At 65.8% G+C, this 15061-nt stretch carries 15 protein-coding genes; 5 read left to right on the top strand and 10 right to left on the bottom strand.

The genetic code is table 11. The annotated features are described in order from the left end of the window. Positions 1–338 (top strand): YidB family protein (locus LI953_RS09335; protein WP_227075803.1); only part of this gene is annotated, 338 nt, incomplete at its 5' end. A 66-nt stretch (positions 339–404) separates the two neighbouring features. Here the strand turns inward: LI953_RS09335 and LI953_RS09330 are convergent. The 9 genes from LI953_RS09330 to LI953_RS09290 all read right to left on the bottom strand — a co-directional run bounded on the left by LI953_RS09330 (position 405) and on the right by LI953_RS09290 (position 9772). Next, positions 405–767, bottom strand: a complete 363-nt coding sequence (locus LI953_RS09330; RefSeq protein WP_227075802.1) for a hypothetical protein — start codon at positions 765–767, stop codon at positions 405–407. Continuing rightward, positions 767–1396 (bottom strand): cytochrome c oxidase subunit 3, encoded by a 630-nt coding sequence (locus LI953_RS09325; protein WP_227075801.1) that lies wholly within the window; start codon positions 1394–1396, stop codon positions 767–769. Before LI953_RS09325 ends, LI953_RS09330 begins: the two co-directional genes overlap by 1 nt. Then, positions 1396–3462 carry a cbb3-type cytochrome c oxidase subunit I gene (locus tag LI953_RS09320; RefSeq protein WP_227075800.1) on the bottom strand — a complete coding sequence of 689 codons (2067 nt, stop codon included), beginning with the start codon at positions 3460–3462 and terminating at the stop codon, positions 1396–1398. The genes LI953_RS09325 and LI953_RS09320 overlap by 1 nt, the downstream gene beginning before the upstream one ends. A 15-nt stretch (positions 3463–3477) precedes the next feature. Further along, positions 3478–4419 carry a cytochrome c oxidase subunit II gene (locus LI953_RS09315; RefSeq protein ID WP_227075799.1) on the bottom strand — a complete coding sequence of 314 codons (942 nt, stop codon included), beginning with the start codon at positions 4417–4419 and terminating at the stop codon, positions 3478–3480. 236 nt (positions 4420–4655) lie between these two features. Beyond that, the gene (locus LI953_RS09310) at positions 4656–5468 is read right to left on the bottom strand and encodes a DUF2189 domain-containing protein (protein ID WP_227075798.1); all 813 of its coding nucleotides are present in this window, start codon (positions 5466–5468) and stop codon (positions 4656–4658) included. A 157-nt stretch (positions 5469–5625) separates the two neighbouring features. Next, positions 5626–6888 carry a DUF4010 domain-containing protein gene (locus LI953_RS09305; RefSeq protein WP_227075797.1) on the bottom strand — a complete coding sequence of 421 codons (1263 nt, stop codon included), beginning with the start codon at positions 6886–6888 and terminating at the stop codon, positions 5626–5628. Then, positions 6885–8063: a cystathionine beta-lyase gene (metC, locus tag LI953_RS09300; protein ID WP_227075796.1), complete on the bottom strand. Its 1179-nt coding sequence runs from the start codon at positions 8061–8063 to the stop codon at positions 6885–6887. The genes LI953_RS09305 and metC overlap by 4 nt, the downstream gene beginning before the upstream one ends. Continuing rightward, complete coding sequence (gene sseA, locus LI953_RS09295) at positions 8064–8897, bottom strand: 3-mercaptopyruvate sulfurtransferase (RefSeq protein WP_227075795.1); 834 nt, start codon at positions 8895–8897, stop codon at positions 8064–8066. It lies immediately after the preceding gene. Next, positions 8894–9772, bottom strand: a complete 879-nt coding sequence (locus LI953_RS09290) for a helix-turn-helix domain-containing protein (RefSeq protein ID WP_227075794.1) — start codon at positions 9770–9772, stop codon at positions 8894–8896. Before LI953_RS09290 ends, sseA begins: the two co-directional genes overlap by 4 nt. A 199-nt stretch (positions 9773–9971) precedes the next feature. Here LI953_RS09290 and LI953_RS09285 point away from each other — a divergent pair, with 199 nt between their 5' ends. Together LI953_RS09285 and LI953_RS09280 are read left to right on the top strand one after the other, a co-directional pair. Then, positions 9972–11012 (top strand): AI-2E family transporter, encoded by a 1041-nt coding sequence (locus LI953_RS09285; RefSeq protein WP_227075793.1) that lies wholly within the window; start codon positions 9972–9974, stop codon positions 11010–11012. A gap of 36 nt (positions 11013–11048) precedes the next feature. Then, the gene (locus LI953_RS09280; RefSeq protein WP_227075792.1) at positions 11049–11447 is read left to right on the top strand and encodes a YraN family protein; all 399 of its coding nucleotides are present in this window, start codon (positions 11049–11051) and stop codon (positions 11445–11447) included. Here LI953_RS09280 and LI953_RS09275 read toward each other — a convergent pair. Beyond that, positions 11442–12824 carry a dipeptidase gene (locus tag LI953_RS09275; protein ID WP_227075791.1) on the bottom strand — a complete coding sequence of 461 codons (1383 nt, stop codon included), beginning with the start codon at positions 12822–12824 and terminating at the stop codon, positions 11442–11444. The genes LI953_RS09280 and LI953_RS09275 overlap by 6 nt on opposite strands. A gap of 76 nt (positions 12825–12900) precedes the next feature. Here LI953_RS09275 and cysS point away from each other — a divergent pair, with 76 nt between their 5' ends. Further along, the gene (gene cysS, locus LI953_RS09270) at positions 12901–14247 is read left to right on the top strand and encodes a cysteine--tRNA ligase (RefSeq protein WP_227075790.1); all 1347 of its coding nucleotides are present in this window, start codon (positions 12901–12903) and stop codon (positions 14245–14247) included. Beyond that, a complete protein-coding gene (locus LI953_RS09265; protein WP_227075789.1) occupies positions 14247–15014 on the top strand; it encodes an RNA methyltransferase in 768 nt (255 codons plus the stop codon). The genes cysS and LI953_RS09265 overlap by 1 nt, the downstream gene beginning before the upstream one ends. The last annotated feature ends 47 nt before the right edge of the window (positions 15015–15061 follow it).

Genomic DNA, 15061 nt, shown 5'->3' with positions numbered 1-15061 from the left:
ATCTGATCCATAGCGCGCTGGGGGCTGAGGCGGGGCAGCTGGCGGGGCCGTTGCTGCAAACGCTGGAGGAACAGGGCATGGGCGGCCTGGACGGGCTGACGGCGCAGTTTGAGCAGAGCGGGTTTGGCCAGCATATCGCCGCCTGGACCGGCGGCCAGGGGCTGCCGATCGATGCCGGCACAGTGCAGCAGGTGCTGGGGATGCCGGCGGTGCAGGCGGTGGCGGCGAAGCTGGGCATCGACCCGCAGCAGGCCAGCCAGCTCATCGCCCAGCATTTACCGGCCATCACCCAGCATCTGGCGCAGAATGCGCCGCAGGATGGCGGTGCCGCGAGCTGAGCGCCGGGCATAAAAAACGCGGCCCCTTGCGGGGCCGCGCGATCGTTTCCGCCGTGGCGGAGGGCCTTACATGGCCATCGAGTTCATGATCGCCGGGTCCGGCATGGTGCGGTTGTAGAGCGAGGCGAAGGCCCATACCGTGATGCCGATCATGATGATGAACAGCGGCACGGTGAGGATCAGCGAGACGCTCTTCCAGATCTGGGCACGCGAGATGTCGAGCCCGAAGAACAGGGCCGCCTGGGTGAGCAGGCTGAACAGCAGTGCCCCGGCCAGGATCTCCAGCAATTCCACCACCGGCGGTTTGCCAAGGGCTTCGACATAGGCGAAGTACATCGCCGCGCCCGAGGCAATAAAGCCGAGAACGTAGCGCAGGACCGAGCCCTGACGGACTTCGGGATGCGCGAGCGGGTCGTTGTGAGCGGCCATTAGTGGGCACCTCCGAACAGGTAGACGTAGATATAAACCACAACCCAGACCGAGGCCTGGAACTGCCAGAACATGCGCAGGTTCAGCAGCCGGGCCACGACGTTTTCGGTGAAGCCGAACACGCCGATCTGCACCAGCATCACCAGCATCCAGAGAATGCCGAAGCCCATGTGCAGGGCGTGGGTGACGATGAGGGTGAAGAAGCAGGAGAGATAGCCGCTGCGCGCGAAGCCATTGCCCGCGGCGCTCAGCGCCGCGAGATCGCCCATCCCGATGCCGAGAAACAGCACCGCGAGCAGGATGGCGCCGACCATGCCCAGGCCGACCCCCAGCTTGTTGCCGCGCTTCAGCGCGACGGTGGCGAGGCTGTAGGACAGCACGCTGCCCAGCACCAGGAAGGTCTGCACCAGCCCCTTGGAGGCGCTGAGGAACTGGTTCCCCAGTGGCCCGCCGGCCGCGTTGAGCGGGTTGTCGAGCACCGCGTAGCAGGCGACGACCGCCGCGATGATCAGCGCGTCGCTGAGCAGATACAGCCAGAACCCATAGGTGCGGGCCGAGATGTTGTCATGCGCGTCGGCGCTGGCGTTCCACAGCACCACATCGGCGCCGGCTTGAGTATGGCTAGCCATTAATGAGCCTCCACCTGCCCGCCCACCGGCAGGACTTTGGATTGTTCAGCAATCAGGCTGACCGTGTGGAGCTTGCGCTCCATCTCCGCGATGGTGTCGGCGGAGAGCACGTAGCCCTCGTTCTTGTCGAAGGAGCGGATGATGACCAGCAGGATCACCGCCAGCAGCGAAGCCCCGGCCAGCCACCAGATGCGCCACACCAGCGCAAAGGTGCAGACGAAGCTGAGCATGCCGATGATGAAGGGCAGGCCCGAGCTGCTGGGCATGTGGATCGGCACATAGCGCTCCGGCTGCGCCTTCTCCAACCCATTGGCGCGGCGCCAAGCGAGCTCATCCAGCGCGTGCACCTGCGGGGTGACCGCGAAGTTATAGAACGGTACCGGCGTATGGGTGAGCCATTCCAGCGAACGGGCCGTGCCCCAAGGGTCTTGCCCGGCCGGCTCACGCTTGACGAGCGAGACGACCAGCATGGCGAGGAAGCAGAACAGCGACACGAAGTACATGCCCATGCCCGTGACCTCGGCCAGCATCAGCGGGCGCAGCGAGGTATCGAACAAATAGTCAAGGCGGCGGGTTTCGCCATCCAGCCCGGCCTGGAACATCGGGATGAACACCAGCACGCTGGCGAGCACGAAGGTCCAGAAGAACCACTGGCCCAGGGTTTCGTTCAGCTTGAAGCCAAACACCTTCGGCCACCAATAGGTGACGGCGGCGAAGATGCCCGCGCCGATGACCAGCACCATGCAGTGGAAATGCGCGACCACGAACACGGAGTCATGCACCGTGTAGTCGACCACCGAGGCGGAGAGCATCATGCCGGTGATGCCGCCAAGCAGCAGCAGCACGATGGCGGTGATCGCCCACAGCATCGGCGTGGCCAGCGTGATGCGTCCGCGATACATGGTGAAGATCCAGTTGAACGCTTTCACGCCCGTCGGGATGCCCACGATCATGGTGGCGGCGGAGAAGAAGCCGATCAGGTTCGGTCCCATGCCCATGGTGAAGAAATGGTGCGCCCACACCACCCAGCCCACGCCCGCGATGCCGAGCGAGGCGGCGATCATGGTCGGGTAGCCGAACAGCGCCTTGCTGGAGAAGGTGGACACGATCTCCGAGATCAGGCCGAAGGCGGGCAGCATCAGGAAGTAAACTTCCGGATGGCCCCAGGTCCAGAACAGGTTGATGTAGAGCATGTAGTTGCCGCCCATGCCGGCGGTGAAGAAATGCGTGCCGACGTAGCGGTCCAGCCCCAGCATGCACAGCGCCGCGGTGAGCACGGGGAAGGCGGTGAGGCCGATGATGGCGGTCGCCATCGTCGCCCAGGTGAATACCGGAACGCGGAACCAGCCCATGCCGGGGGCGCGCATCTTCACGATCGTGGCGATCATGTTGATGGAGTTGAACGTGGTGCCGAGTGAGGACACCTGCAGCGCCCACATCCAGTAATCGACGCCAACGCCCGGGTTGGAGGACATTTCGGCGAATGGCATCAGCCCGACCCAGGTGGCGTTGGAGAACTCGCCAACGAACAGCGAGATCATGCACAGCAGCGCGCCCGCCACGGTCAGCCACAGACTCACCGCGTTGAGGTAGGGGAAGGCCATGTCGCGCGCGCCCACCTGCAGCGGCACGATCACGTTGCCCAAACCGGTGAGCAGCGGCGTGGCGGCGAAGATCAGCATGATCGTGCCATGCGCGGAGTAAATCTGGTCGAAGTGATAAGGCGGCAGATAGCCATGCGCGGCGCCCAGATAGCCGGGGCTGTTGGGGCCGATGGCGATGGCCTGCTGGGTGCGGATCATCACGCCGTCGATGAAGCCGCGAAACAGCATCACCAGGCCGAGGATGATATACATCACGCCGATGCGCTTATGGTCGACGGAGCACAGCCACTCGCGCCAGATGTAACCCACCTTCTTGAAGTACAGTACACTGCCGACAACCACGAGGCCAACAATGGCCGCGATGGCGAAGGTGAAGATGAGGATGGGATTGGTGTAGGGGATGGCCTCAAGGCTCAAGCGCCCGAGCAGGGGCGTCCAGGGGCCGTCAACAGCAACTTGCACGATACAAATCCTTCCTTATTTGGCGGCGGTGGAGGCCGGGGCCTCGCCTTCATTGGAGGCGACGCTCTTGGTCAGCGAGTCGGGAACCGGATAGGTCTTGCCGTTCATCGCGTCCATCACGACCTTGCCGAAGATGCCGGTATCGGCGACGGAGAAATAAGACGGGGTAGCCCCGTAATTCACCTGGGCGGGCGCGATCTTTTGCGTGAACACGCCATAGGTGAGCTGGTCGGGGTTGGCTTGCACGCTCTTCACCCAGGCATCGAAATCGCTCTGCGCGACGATGCGGGTCTTGAACTGCATCCAAGAGAAACCGGCGCCCGAGAAATCGGTGGAGAAGCCGGTGAATTCGGCCGGATGGTCGATCTCGAATGCGTCCTTGCTGATCATCGCGGGCATCACGTCAACCATCGGCGCGACCTGCGGGATGTAGAAGCCGTTCATCACGTCGGTCGAGGTCATGGTCAGGTTGATGCGCCGGCCGGCGGGCACCACCAGATCGTCGATCGTGGCGATCTTCTGGTCGGGGTAGATGAACACCCACTGCCAGTCGGTGGTGATGACCTGCACGTTGATCGGCGGCTGCGCGGCGCCGGGGGCGCTGGCCAGGGCCGGCGCGGTCCAGGGGTCGATGCGGTAAATGGCGGAGACGGACATATAGGCTAGCACCACCACCATGCCGAGCGGGATCACCCAGGCCAGGATCTCGATGGGGGCGGAGAAATGCCAGTCCGGTGTGTACTTGGCGTTGCGCGTGTGATGGTAGCGCAGCGGGAAAATGATCGTCATCAGCAGCGTTGGCACGATGATGAGCAGCATGATGCCGGTGATCCACAGCGTGTAGTGGAACTCCAGCCCACCCATTACGCCGTCGGGGTGGAACAGACGGATATTATCCGTCGAGCAGCCGGCTAGTGCCAGCGGGGCCAATAAGCCGAGTTGTCGCCAGTGTCTCAATTACTTATCCTCCCCCAGATCGATCACCCGGGATAATGCACTCACCAGAAACCACTTCCCCCGCTCGGCCATTGGCAACTCTTTTTGTTTTTCATACAGGCTGCTCGGACCATAGCCGGGCCGGGGATAAGATGATTTTTCGCGCCGCGCAATAGCGTGACGGGCATGGCAAAACCCCGGGGTGGCGGGCCTCCCCGGGGCGTGACAAGCGACTTATATAAAAACGAGCGTGCGCGTTATGCGACCAGGCGGCGGTAGATGTGCCAAGTCGCGTGACCCAGCACGGGCATCACCACCGACAACCCGAGAAGCGCCGGCACGGTGCCCGCCGCCATCAGCGTGGCCACCACGAAGCCCCAGGCCAGCACCACCACCGGGTTGCGGATCACGGCGCGGGCGGAGACAGTGATCGCCTGCCAGGTGCTCACGTCCTGGTCCAGCGCCAGGGGAAAGGACACGAGGCCGATGCACAGGGTCACCAGGGCGAAGGCGGCGCCGGTGAGGTAGCCGAGCACGATCATCTCCCATCCCGCTGCGGTGGTGAACACGCGGACGAAGAATTCCAGCCCGCGGGCCGGGCCGGTTTGCCCGAGCGTGTGTGTGTAAACCACGCCCGCCACCGCCAGCCAGGCCAGAAACAGCACGATGCAGAGCAGGCCGAGCGACTGGATGGTGTTGAGGCGCGAGGAGTCGAACACCGCGGCGGCCTGCTCGGCCGAGGCGACGCCGCTGCGCTCGCGCTCGCGCGAGAGCGCGACGAACCAGAGCGTGACCATCGGCCCGAGCAGCGCCAGGCCCGCGCAGACCGGGAACAGGAAGGGCAGCAGATTGGGTGCGGCGGTGACGGCGCCGAGCATGATCGCCGCCACCGGCAGCAGCACGGCCAGCACCATCACCTCGGTGCGGCAGGCCCGCCAATCGGCGATGCCGAGGCGCAGCGCCTCCCACAGATCGTTGAAATGGATCTGCCGGATCTCGAATTCGCGGCGGGCGGCGGGGCCGCTCGTGGTGAGGAGGGTGGAATCGCCGGCACTTGGAACTGCGTTCATCTGTCTTCCCCTTTGCTGCGTCGTCCATATCGCCCGTGCGCGGCAGCCGTGGCGGGCGAAAATATTATTGTTATGAACGAACTATAGTGCGGCTTTTGGGGGGTTGCCAGCGCCAATTCCGGTCCGGCATGAAAAATCTTGCCACCTGACAGGCGGGTCAGACCAGCGCCCAGGCCAGGGTGAGCAGGGCCGTGACCGTCAGCCAGGCGGCGGCGGGCAGCATGCGGCGGCTGCGCGAGAAACCCAGCGCGTAGCCGGCTTTGAGCAGGTTGTTGCTGGCGCTGGCGATCAGCACCGCCGCCACTACGGCCGGTTGGCCAACCTGAAACTTGCCGTCGAGCAACGAGAAGATGAACGGGTCGATATCGGAAAATCCAACCGCGAAGCTGAGTGCATGCAGGCCGGAGGCGCCGAAATGCTGGGTGACGAAATTGGTCACCGCCGCGAAAAACAGGAACAGGACGGCGAACAGGAAGGCAACCTGAAGATCGAGCGGGTTGGCGCTGACGGTCTGATGCGCGAGTGTGGTCCCGCCATTGGCCCGCCAGGCGAGCAGCAGCCCCACCAGCACCGAGGCCGCGAACAGCAGGCCGAAGGGCAGGGCGAGGGCGAGGGCGGCGTCGAGATGGCCAAGCAGCACGATCACGGCGAGCAGGCGGGCATACATCATGGCCGTGGCCAGCACCACCGCCGCGGGGGCATAAGCCGAGGCGCCGGGCAGGCCGCGCACCGCCCGCGCCAGCACCACCGTGGCGGCGGTGGAGGAATACAGCCCGCCCAGAATGCCCGTGAGCAGCGCGCCCGCGCGGGGAAAGACGTAGCGATGCGCGAGATAACCAAGATAAGAGATGCCGGAGATGACCAGCACGGTCATCCACACTTTGGTGTAGGTAATGCCGGCGAGATCCGGGACCTCGGCATCGGGCAGCAGCGGGTAGATGAGCCCGGCCAGGATGAAGAATTTGGCGAGCGTCACGCCTTCTTCGGCGGGGAAGGCGTCGGAGAGGCGGCGGATCTGCTCCTGTTCGCCCAGGGAGAGTAGGATCAGGATGACCAGCGCCGCCAGCAGCGCCAGCGGCGCCACCAGCACCACCGGGCCGAGCGAATAGGCCATCACCCCGATCACCGTCGGCAGCAGCGAGGAATCGCCGGCCTTGAGGCGTTTGCGGTAGTCATAAAGCAGCATCAGGCTCAGCCCGCCGAGCCCGATGCAGAAGGGCAGCACCGGCGCGATGATCCACAGGCTGAAGCCCAGCGCGGCCAGCAGGGTGACGGTACGGGTGGTGCCGAAACCCAGCGCCTCGGGCTTGAGATTGCCGGAATCGCGCCGCCGGTAGGCGTGCAGTTCCAGCCCGATGATGAAGGCGAGCCCGATGGTGCCCAGGAACGCCGACAGCTCGGGCGGGATGGCCGCGCTCATGCGCCCCGCAACGCCGCGAGGCCCTGGTCGAGATCGGCGATCAGGTCGTCCACATTCTCCAGCCCAATCTGGAAGCGCGCGAGCGGGCCCTCGAACACGCCGGTGCCCTCGGAGCGGCGGATGGCGCCGGTGGTGGGCAGCACCAGGCTTTCATAACCGCCCCAGCTGGCGCCGATGCCGAAATGCTGCAGGGCATCGACCATGCGCACCACGTCCTCGGGCGTGAAGCGCGGCTGGAAGACGACGCCAAACAGCCCGCTGGCGCCGGTGAAGTCGCGCCGGAAGATCTCATGCCCAGGGCAGGAAGGCAGCGCCGGGTGCAGCACGCGCGCCACCTCGGGGCGGGCAGCGAACCACGCGGCCACGCGCAACCCCGCCGCCTCTTGCGCCTTGAGCCGCACATGCAGCGTGCGCAGCCCGCGCAGGGCCAGCCAGCAATCATCGGGGCTGGCGTAATTGCCCAGCTCCAGCGCGCCCAGGCGCAGCCAGCGCCAATCCTCCTCGCTGTTCACCGTCACCGCGCCGAGGATGATGTCGGAATGCCCGCCAGGATATTTGGTCAGCGCCTGGATGGAGACATCGACGCCGTGACTGAAGGGCTGGAAGTGGTGAATGCCCCAGGTGTTATCGAGAAACACCTTGGCGCCGCGGGTATGGGCGAGTTTGGCCAGGGCCGGGATGTCCTGCACCTCGAAGGTATGGCTGCCGGGGCTCTCGGTGAATAGCACGCGGGTGTTGGGGCGGAACATCGGCGCGAGGGCCGGGGGCGTGAGCATCGGGTCGTAATAGCTGGTCTCAACGCCGTAGCGGCGCAACGTGCCGTCGCAGAAGGAGCGGGTGGGGCCGTACACCGAATCGGGCACCAGCAGATGATCCCCGGCCTTGAGATAGGCGAGCAGCGGCACGGTGATGGCCGACAGCCCCGAGCCGGTGACCTGGGTATGGAGGCCGCCCTCGATCTCGGCGATCGCGGCCTCAAGCGCGAAATGCGTCTCATTGCCGTAGAGGCCGTAGATCTCGACCGGCTCCAGCACACGCGGGCCGGTGGCGCGCTTGGCCGCCATGTCCGGGTAGAGCACGGTGGAGCCGCGCACCAGCTTGGGGTTGACGAAGCCGTAGGATTTCACCGGCTTGCGCCCGGCCTGTGCCAGCGCGGTTTCGATCTTTCTGACCATTTATACCTCGACCGGGGTATCGTCGCGCGATCCCCATTCAGCCCAAGAGCCATCATAAATCGCGGCCTCGGGCAAGCCCGCCAGGGTCAGCCCCAGCGCCAGCACGCAGGCGGTGACGCCCGAGCCGCAGGAGGCGACGGGCTGGCTGGCAGCGGTGATGCCGAGCCCGGCGAAGATGCCGCGGAGCTTGGCGGGAGGCAGGAATTTGCCGTCGCGCAGCAGGGCGGCGAAGGGCAGGGAGAGCGAGCCGGGGATGTGCCCGCCGCGCATCCCCGCGCGCGGCTCGGGCACGGCGGCGGCGAAGCGCGCGGCGGAGCGGGCGTCCAGCACCAGTTCCTCGCGCGTGAGCAGATTGCGTTTCATGTCGTCCAGCGCCCGCACCATTCCGGCGCGATAGCGGGCGGTGAAATGGCCCGACGCGGGGGCTTCCGGCTCGCCATGCGCCACCACGCCGCCCGCCGCCATCCAGGCCGGCAGCCCGCCATTGAGCACCTGCACCTTGTCATGGCCAAACACGCGGAACATCCACCACAGGCGCGGGGCGGAGAAGATGCCACGCTGGTCGTATACCACCACCCGGCTGCCGGAGCTGACGCCCAGTTTTTCCATCGCCGCGGCGAACTCGCCGGGGATCGGCAGCATGTGCGGCAGGCCGGAGCTGTGGTCGCAGACCTCGTCGAGATCGAAGAAGCGCGCGCCGGGGATATGCATGGTGGCGAAGATGCTGCGCGCGTTCTCGGCCTCGTTCGGCAGGTAATAGGTGGCGTCCAGCACCACCACGCCCGGCCGGCCGAGCAGCTTTTTCAGCGCCGCCGGGGTGATGAGGGGCGTCACCCGCGCGCCGCCGCGACCAGGGCGCGCAGGCGCTCGGCCGCCGCCGCGCCCTTCACCGCCTCGCGCCAGGCGAGTTCGGCGACGCGCTGATGCGCGGCCACGGCGTCTTCGGCATTGGTGATCATGGCCACGCCCGATTGCGCGCTAGGTAGAGCGTCAGCCGGGAAGGGGTTGATCGCCAGGGTGGCGCGGTCGCGCGCGCGCAGCAGGGTGAAGGCGCCATTGGGCTCGCCCTCGGCCATCAGCCCGAGTTGCAGGCCGATCGGCTCGCTCTCCATCAGATTGGCCATCGTCTCGATCTCGCGCAGCGCCATCTCGCGCGCGGCGACGCGCAGCCGGTCGCTCACCTTGGCCTGGGGGCAGATGCCGTCGGCCAGGAATTTCTGAATCGCCGCAGCGGTGAGGATGGCGATGATCGAGGGCTTGCGCGATGCATACATCTGCTTGCGCGCGATCATCACGTTCATCAGCTGCTCGGCGCTGGCGCGCGCGGCCATGCGGTCGGCGCCCATGGCGTCGGCGTGTTCCTCCAGCATCTGCGCCATCAGGGCGTCGTAATGCTCGGAGGTGATGAGATAACAAAGCGGCCCATGCACCTGCAGGATCTGGTCGGAGGTTTCCTCGATCTGGCGCAGGCGCTCGGCGTAGCCGACAGGCTTGCTGTAATATTCGACGCCGATGCCGAGCAGGGTGAGCGGCGAGATCTTTAGCAGCTCCGCCAGGCGGTTCACGGTGTCGAGCTTGATCACCTCGCCCTTTTCATACCGGTAGAGGGCGGCGCGGGAGACGCCGAGCCGGGCCGAAATCTCCTCCGCCTTGAGGCCCGACTCCATGCGGTAGGCGCGCAATTGCTGGCCGATTTCGTTAAAGCGCATCCTCGTCATCCTTGCTGGCGCGGCGGTTAGCCGCGGGGAAATCCATATTTCGGGACAATTTCTCAGAAATCCGTCCAATTTACAAATGAAAATCATACATGCCGGAATGTCGCGTAAAGGCGAGCCGTCTCCGGCGGGTGAGAATTGTCCCAGAGGTGCCGGGCTTGCGGGGCGCCTGAGGCTCGTGCATCAACCGCGCATGAGAGCTGACAGGATCATCCTGCTTACCCTGGCGATCGCGCTTGGCCTTGGCTGCCTGCTCATCCTGCTGCCCTTTGTGCCGGCGATGCTGTGGGCGGGGATCCTCGTTTACTGTTTATGGCCGCTATATGCTTGGTTTTGCCGTTTCGTGCGGCCCGGCATCGCGGCATTCGTGATCACGCTGGTGGTGGCGCTGATGGTGCTGGTGCCGCTGGTGCATCTGGCCCTGCTGGCGGCGCGCGAGGTGCGGCAGAGCGAGCATTGGGTGCAGGCGGTGATCCAGAACGGGCTGCCGCCGGCGCCGGCATTCTTCCAGCACATCCCGCTCATCGGCGGGCTGCTGACGGATTTCTGGAACAACTCGGCCGATGATCTGGGCGGCGCGGCGAGCACGCTGCAGCCAGTCCTGGGCACGCTCGCGCATTCGGGGCTAAAGCTGGTGCTGCGCGCGACGCATGGGCTGGTTGGCACCGTGGTGGCGCTGTGCTTCGCGTATCTATTCTTTCTCTCGGGCGAGGCCATCGTGTCGCGCATCCGGCTGCTGCTGGTGCGGTTGATCAATGAGAGCCGGACCGATGAGTTGCTGACCCTGGTGGCGGGAACGGTGCGCGGCGTGGTGTTTGGCATCGTCGGTACGGCGCTGTTCCAGGGTGTGCTGTATGCGGTGGGGTTCGAGGTGGCGCGCGCCCCGCAACCCTTGCTGCTGGCGGCGCTGGCGGGGCTGATCTCGATCGTGCCGGCGGGGGCGGTGGTGGTTTATGTGCCGCTCAGCCTCTACCTGCTGGGCGTTGGGCATCCGCTGGTCGCGCTGCTGCTCGCGGCTTATTGCTTCATCGTGGTCGGCGGGGCGGATTCGATCCTGCGCCCCTGGCTGATCGCGCGCGGCGCCTCGCTCTCTTACGCGGTGACGCTGATCGGCGTGCTCGGCGGCGCGATCACCTTCGGCGCGCTGGGGATCTTCCTGGGGCCGGTGCTGCTGGCGCTGGGGCTGGCCCTGGCCGAGGAATTTGCCGGGCAGCCGCGCGGCGCATGGCGGTAGCAACATTTTAACGAATTTTTGATGAAAGATCGGGGTATGAGATCCGCGCCGCTGGCTCCGAATCTATCTCCGGTTAAGGGGCTCGCGCGTCGCCGGGCGGCCCAGGCGCTGGGGTGCGGCGCCGAGGATCTGGTCGCTGAGCGCCTGGTGGCAAAGGGCTACCAAATCCTGGCACGGCGGCTGCGGACGAAGGCCGGGGAGATCGATCTCGTCGCCGCTAATGCCGGGCGCTTGTTGTTTGTTGAGGTGAAGGCGCGGGCGAGTTTCACCGAGGCGGCTTATGCTGTCTCCGCCCGCCAGCAGGCGCGTCTATTGGCCGCCGCCGAATTGGCGCTGGCGCTGCACCCGGATTGGGCGCGCGAGGAGACGCGGTTCGACGTGGCGCTGATCGCGGCGGGCGGCGTGGAGATGATCGAGGACGCGCTCCGCTTATAGCTGGCCGGCGAAGGCCGCGAGCATGCGCGCATGGGCGCGGGTGCCGCGGTGGAAGCAGGCCAGTTCGAATTTCTCGTTGGGGGAGTGGATGCAATCGTCATCCAGCCCGAACCCGGCGAGCAGCGTATCCAGCCCCAGATGTGTCTTGAACGCCTCCACCACCGGGATCGACGCGCCGCACCCGGCCAGCGCCGCCGGCTTGCCGAATTCGGCGGCCAGCGCCGCCTGGGCCGCACGCAGGAACGGGGCGTCCGGGCTCAGGCTGAAGCCCGGCGCGGCACCGCCACGGGTGAACTCCACCCGCGCATCCGGGGGCAGCCGGCTCGTCACGAAATATTCGAAATTCTCCAGCACCTTCTGCGGGTCCTGCCCGGCGACGAGGCGGAAGGTGAGTTTGGCCGTGGCATGGGCGGGGATGACCGTTTTGCTGCCCTCGCCCTGATAACCGCCATAAATGCCGTTCAGCTCCGCCGTCGGCCGTGCCCAGAGCTGCGCCAGGGGGAGCTGATCAGCCTCGCCCGCCGGGGCTGAGAGGCCGACATCGCCGAGGAACGCGGCCGGATCGAACCCCAGCCCGGCCCAATTCTCGGCCTGCGCGGCGGAGACCGGGGCGATGCCGTCATAAAAGCCGGCGATCTGGATGCGGCCTTGTGCATCCTTGAGCTGGCCAAGGATATCGACCAGCGCCTGGATCGGGTTGAGGGCGATGCCGCCGAACAAGCCGGAATGCAGGTCGCGCTTGGGCCCGTGCAGCCGGACATCGATCGCCGCCAGCCCGCGCAGCGAGGTGGTGATGGCCGGGGTGGTGAAATTCCACATATTCGTGTCGGCGACGTAAACGAAATCAGCCGCCAGGGCCGCGCGCTCATTGTTCAGCAGTTCGGCCAGCGAAGGGCTGCCGTTTTCCTCCTCGCCCTCCAGCAGCACGGTAAGGCGCGCCGGCAACCTGCCATTCACCGCCAGATGCGCGCGCACGGCTTCGAGGAAGCTGATCACCTGGCCCTTATCGTCCACCGCGCCGCGGGCGACGATGCGCTTGCCGCGCGGGCCGTCCACCAGCTGCGGGTCGAACGGGGCGGAATTCCACAATTCCAGCGGGTCGGCGGGCTGCACGTCGTAATGGCCGTAGAACAGCACATGCGGGGCCTCCGGCCCGGCGCCGTGATGGGTGGCGATCACGCCCGGCAGGCCTGAGGTCTCGCTCAGCCGCGCGGCGAAGCCCATCTCCGCTAGCAGATCGCGCGCCCATTCGGCGGCCTTGCGGCAATCGCCCTGGTGCGCGGGCTGGGCGCTGATGCTGGGGATGCGCAGGAAGGCGAACAGCCGCGCCAGAGAGTTGTCGAGCTGGGCGTCTACGGTGTCGAGAATCTTTTGCATGCGGGTATTTGGGCCGTGGCGGCGGAAAATTGCAACATGGCTTGATTTACCCCTCAAACAGGCCAAAAGAGCCGCCATGACCCAGTTGACGCTCTACAATACCCGGACCCGGACCAAGGAGGTCTTCACCCCGCTCGATCCCACCAATGTGCGGGCCTATCTGTGCGGGCCCACCGTGTATGACCGGGCGCATATCGGCAATGCGCGCAATGTGATGATTTTCGACGTGCTGATCCGCCTGCTGCGGCGGCTATATCCGCGCGTCACCTACGTACGCAACATCACGGACATTGACGACAAGATCAACGCCCGCGCCAAGGAGCGCGGCCTGCCGATCGAGCAGGTCACGGAAGGGCCGATCCGCTGGTATCACGAGGACATGGCGGCGCTTTATGCCCTGCCGCCGGATATCGAGCCGCGCGCGACGGAGCATCTGGGCGAGATCATCGAGATCATCCAGCGCCTGATCGCCAATGGCCATGCCTATGTGGCGGATGGGCATGTGCTGTTCTCCGTCCCTTCCGACCCGGATTACGGCAAATTCTCCGGCCGCACGCCCGATGAGCTGATCGCCGGGGCGCGGGTGGATGTGGCGCCGTATAAACGCGATGCGGGGGATTTCGTGCTGTGGAAGCCCTCCACGCCCGATCTGCCGGGCTGGGACAGCCCGTGGGGGCGCGGGCGGCCGGGCTGGCACATCGAATGCTCGGCGATGAGCTGGAAGCATCTGGGTGCGGATTTCGACATTCATGGCGGCGGCGATGATCTGATCTTTCCGCATCACGAGAACGAGATCGCGCAATCATGCTGCGCCTTTCCCGGCTCGCACTTCGCCCGGACCTGGGTGCATAACCGGATGCTGCTGGTGAACGGCGAGAAGATGAGCAAATCGCTCGGCAATTTCCTGTTCCTGCATGACGTGCTGGATAAGGCCCCCGGCGAGGCGGTGCGGTTGATGTTGATGCGCGCGCATTATCGCTCGACGCTGGATTTCTCCGATGCCGGGCTGGCCGAGGCGCGCAAGGAGCTGGACCGCTTCTACCGTGCGCTGGAGCGGCACCCCGGCGTGGCGGCGGCGCAGCAGACGCCCGATTGCGTGCTGGAGCCGCTGCTCGATGACCTCAACACCCCCGGCGCGCTGGCGGGCATGCACGGCCTGGCCGATGCCGCGCTGGCTGGCGATGCCAATGCCGCTGCGGCGCTGCGTGCGGCGGGGCAGGTGATGGGATTGTTGAACGTGACGCCGGAGGAGTGGTTCGCCGGAGAGATTCCCGCCGAGGTGAACGCGCTGGCGGCACAGCGGGTCGCGGCGCGCAAGCGCAAGGATTTCGCTGAATCCGATAGGCTGCGCGAGGCGATCTCGGCGCTGGGCTATGCCGTGGAGGATGGCCCTGGCGGCACTTATAAACTGCGGAAATCGTAATGACCGGGCGTAGTGGCGGGGCAGAACTCGCCCCCATCGAGCCATCGCCGGTGGTGATTCTGGTGCGGCCCCAAATGGCCGAGAATATCGGCGCGGTGGCGCGGGCCATGGGCAATGGCGGGCTGTTTCATCTGCGCATCGTGGCGCCGCGCGATGGCTGGCCGCTGCACCGTGCCTGGATCACCGGCTCGGGCGCGCATCGCATCCTCGACAATGCCCAGGTCTTCGGCACGGTGGCCGAGGCGGTGGCCGATCTGCACCGCGTGTTCGCCACCTGTCCGCGTCCGCGCCATATCATCAAACCAGTGCTCACCGCGCGTGGCGGTGCTGTGGAAATCGTGGCCGCGGGGCAGCGGGGTTTGAAAACCGGCGTGTTGTTTGGGCCGGAGCGCACCGGGCTTGACAATGACGACATCGCCAATGCGGACAGCCTAATCCGTTACGATCTCAACCCGGATTTCATGTCGCTCAATCTGGCGCAGGCGGTGATGGTGTTCGGCTATGAATGGTGGCTGGCGCGCATGCCCGAACAGCCGCCGCGCGAGTTGCAGGTGAACGAAACCGCGCCCGCGACCAAGGGCGAGCTAGACAATTTCATGGCGCATCTGGTGCGCGCCTGCGATGAGAGCGGGTTTTTACGCAATGAGCAGAAGCGGCCGGGCATGGTCCGCAATCTGCGGCATTTCTTCACGCGCGGCGAGGTGACGCGCCAGGAGCTGAACACCCTGCACGGAATCATCTCCGAGCTGGGCAGGCGGCGCGGATAAGTTATAAACGTTTTGGGTGCGGCTTTTCAAAAAGCTGCACCCAAAAA

The sequence above is a fragment of the Acidocella sp. KAb 2-4 genome, from assembly GCF_020567705.1.
In the GTDB taxonomy this organism is placed as follows: Bacteria; Pseudomonadota; Alphaproteobacteria; order Acetobacterales; family Acetobacteraceae; genus Acidocella.
This window is presented reverse-complemented; position numbering and strand designations above follow the sequence as displayed.

Coding starts and splice junctions, on each gene's coding strand:
- LI953_RS09330 (WP_227075802.1), bottom strand. CDS start 767: ATGGCCGCTCACAACGACCCGCTCGCGCATCCCGAAGTCCGTCAGGGC.
- LI953_RS09325 (WP_227075801.1), bottom strand. CDS start 1,396: ATGGCTAGCCATACTCAAGCCGGCGCCGATGTGGTGCTGTGGAACGCC.
- LI953_RS09310 (WP_227075798.1), bottom strand. CDS start 5,468: ATGAACGCAGTTCCAAGTGCCGGCGATTCCACCCTCCTCACCACGAGC.
- LI953_RS09305 (WP_227075797.1), bottom strand. CDS start 6,888: ATGAGCGCGGCCATCCCGCCCGAGCTGTCGGCGTTCCTGGGCACCATC.
- metC (WP_227075796.1), bottom strand. CDS start 8,063: ATGGTCAGAAAGATCGAAACCGCGCTGGCACAGGCCGGGCGCAAGCCG.
- LI953_RS09290 (WP_227075794.1), bottom strand. CDS start 9,772: ATGCGCTTTAACGAAATCGGCCAGCAATTGCGCGCCTACCGCATGGAG.
- LI953_RS09285 (WP_227075793.1), top strand. CDS start 9,972: ATGAGAGCTGACAGGATCATCCTGCTTACCCTGGCGATCGCGCTTGGC.
- LI953_RS09280 (WP_227075792.1), top strand. CDS start 11,049: ATGAGATCCGCGCCGCTGGCTCCGAATCTATCTCCGGTTAAGGGGCTC.
- LI953_RS09275 (WP_227075791.1), bottom strand. CDS start 12,824: ATGCAAAAGATTCTCGACACCGTAGACGCCCAGCTCGACAACTCTCTG.
- cysS (WP_227075790.1), top strand. CDS start 12,901: ATGACCCAGTTGACGCTCTACAATACCCGGACCCGGACCAAGGAGGTC.
- LI953_RS09265 (WP_227075789.1), top strand. CDS start 14,247: ATGACCGGGCGTAGTGGCGGGGCAGAACTCGCCCCCATCGAGCCATCG.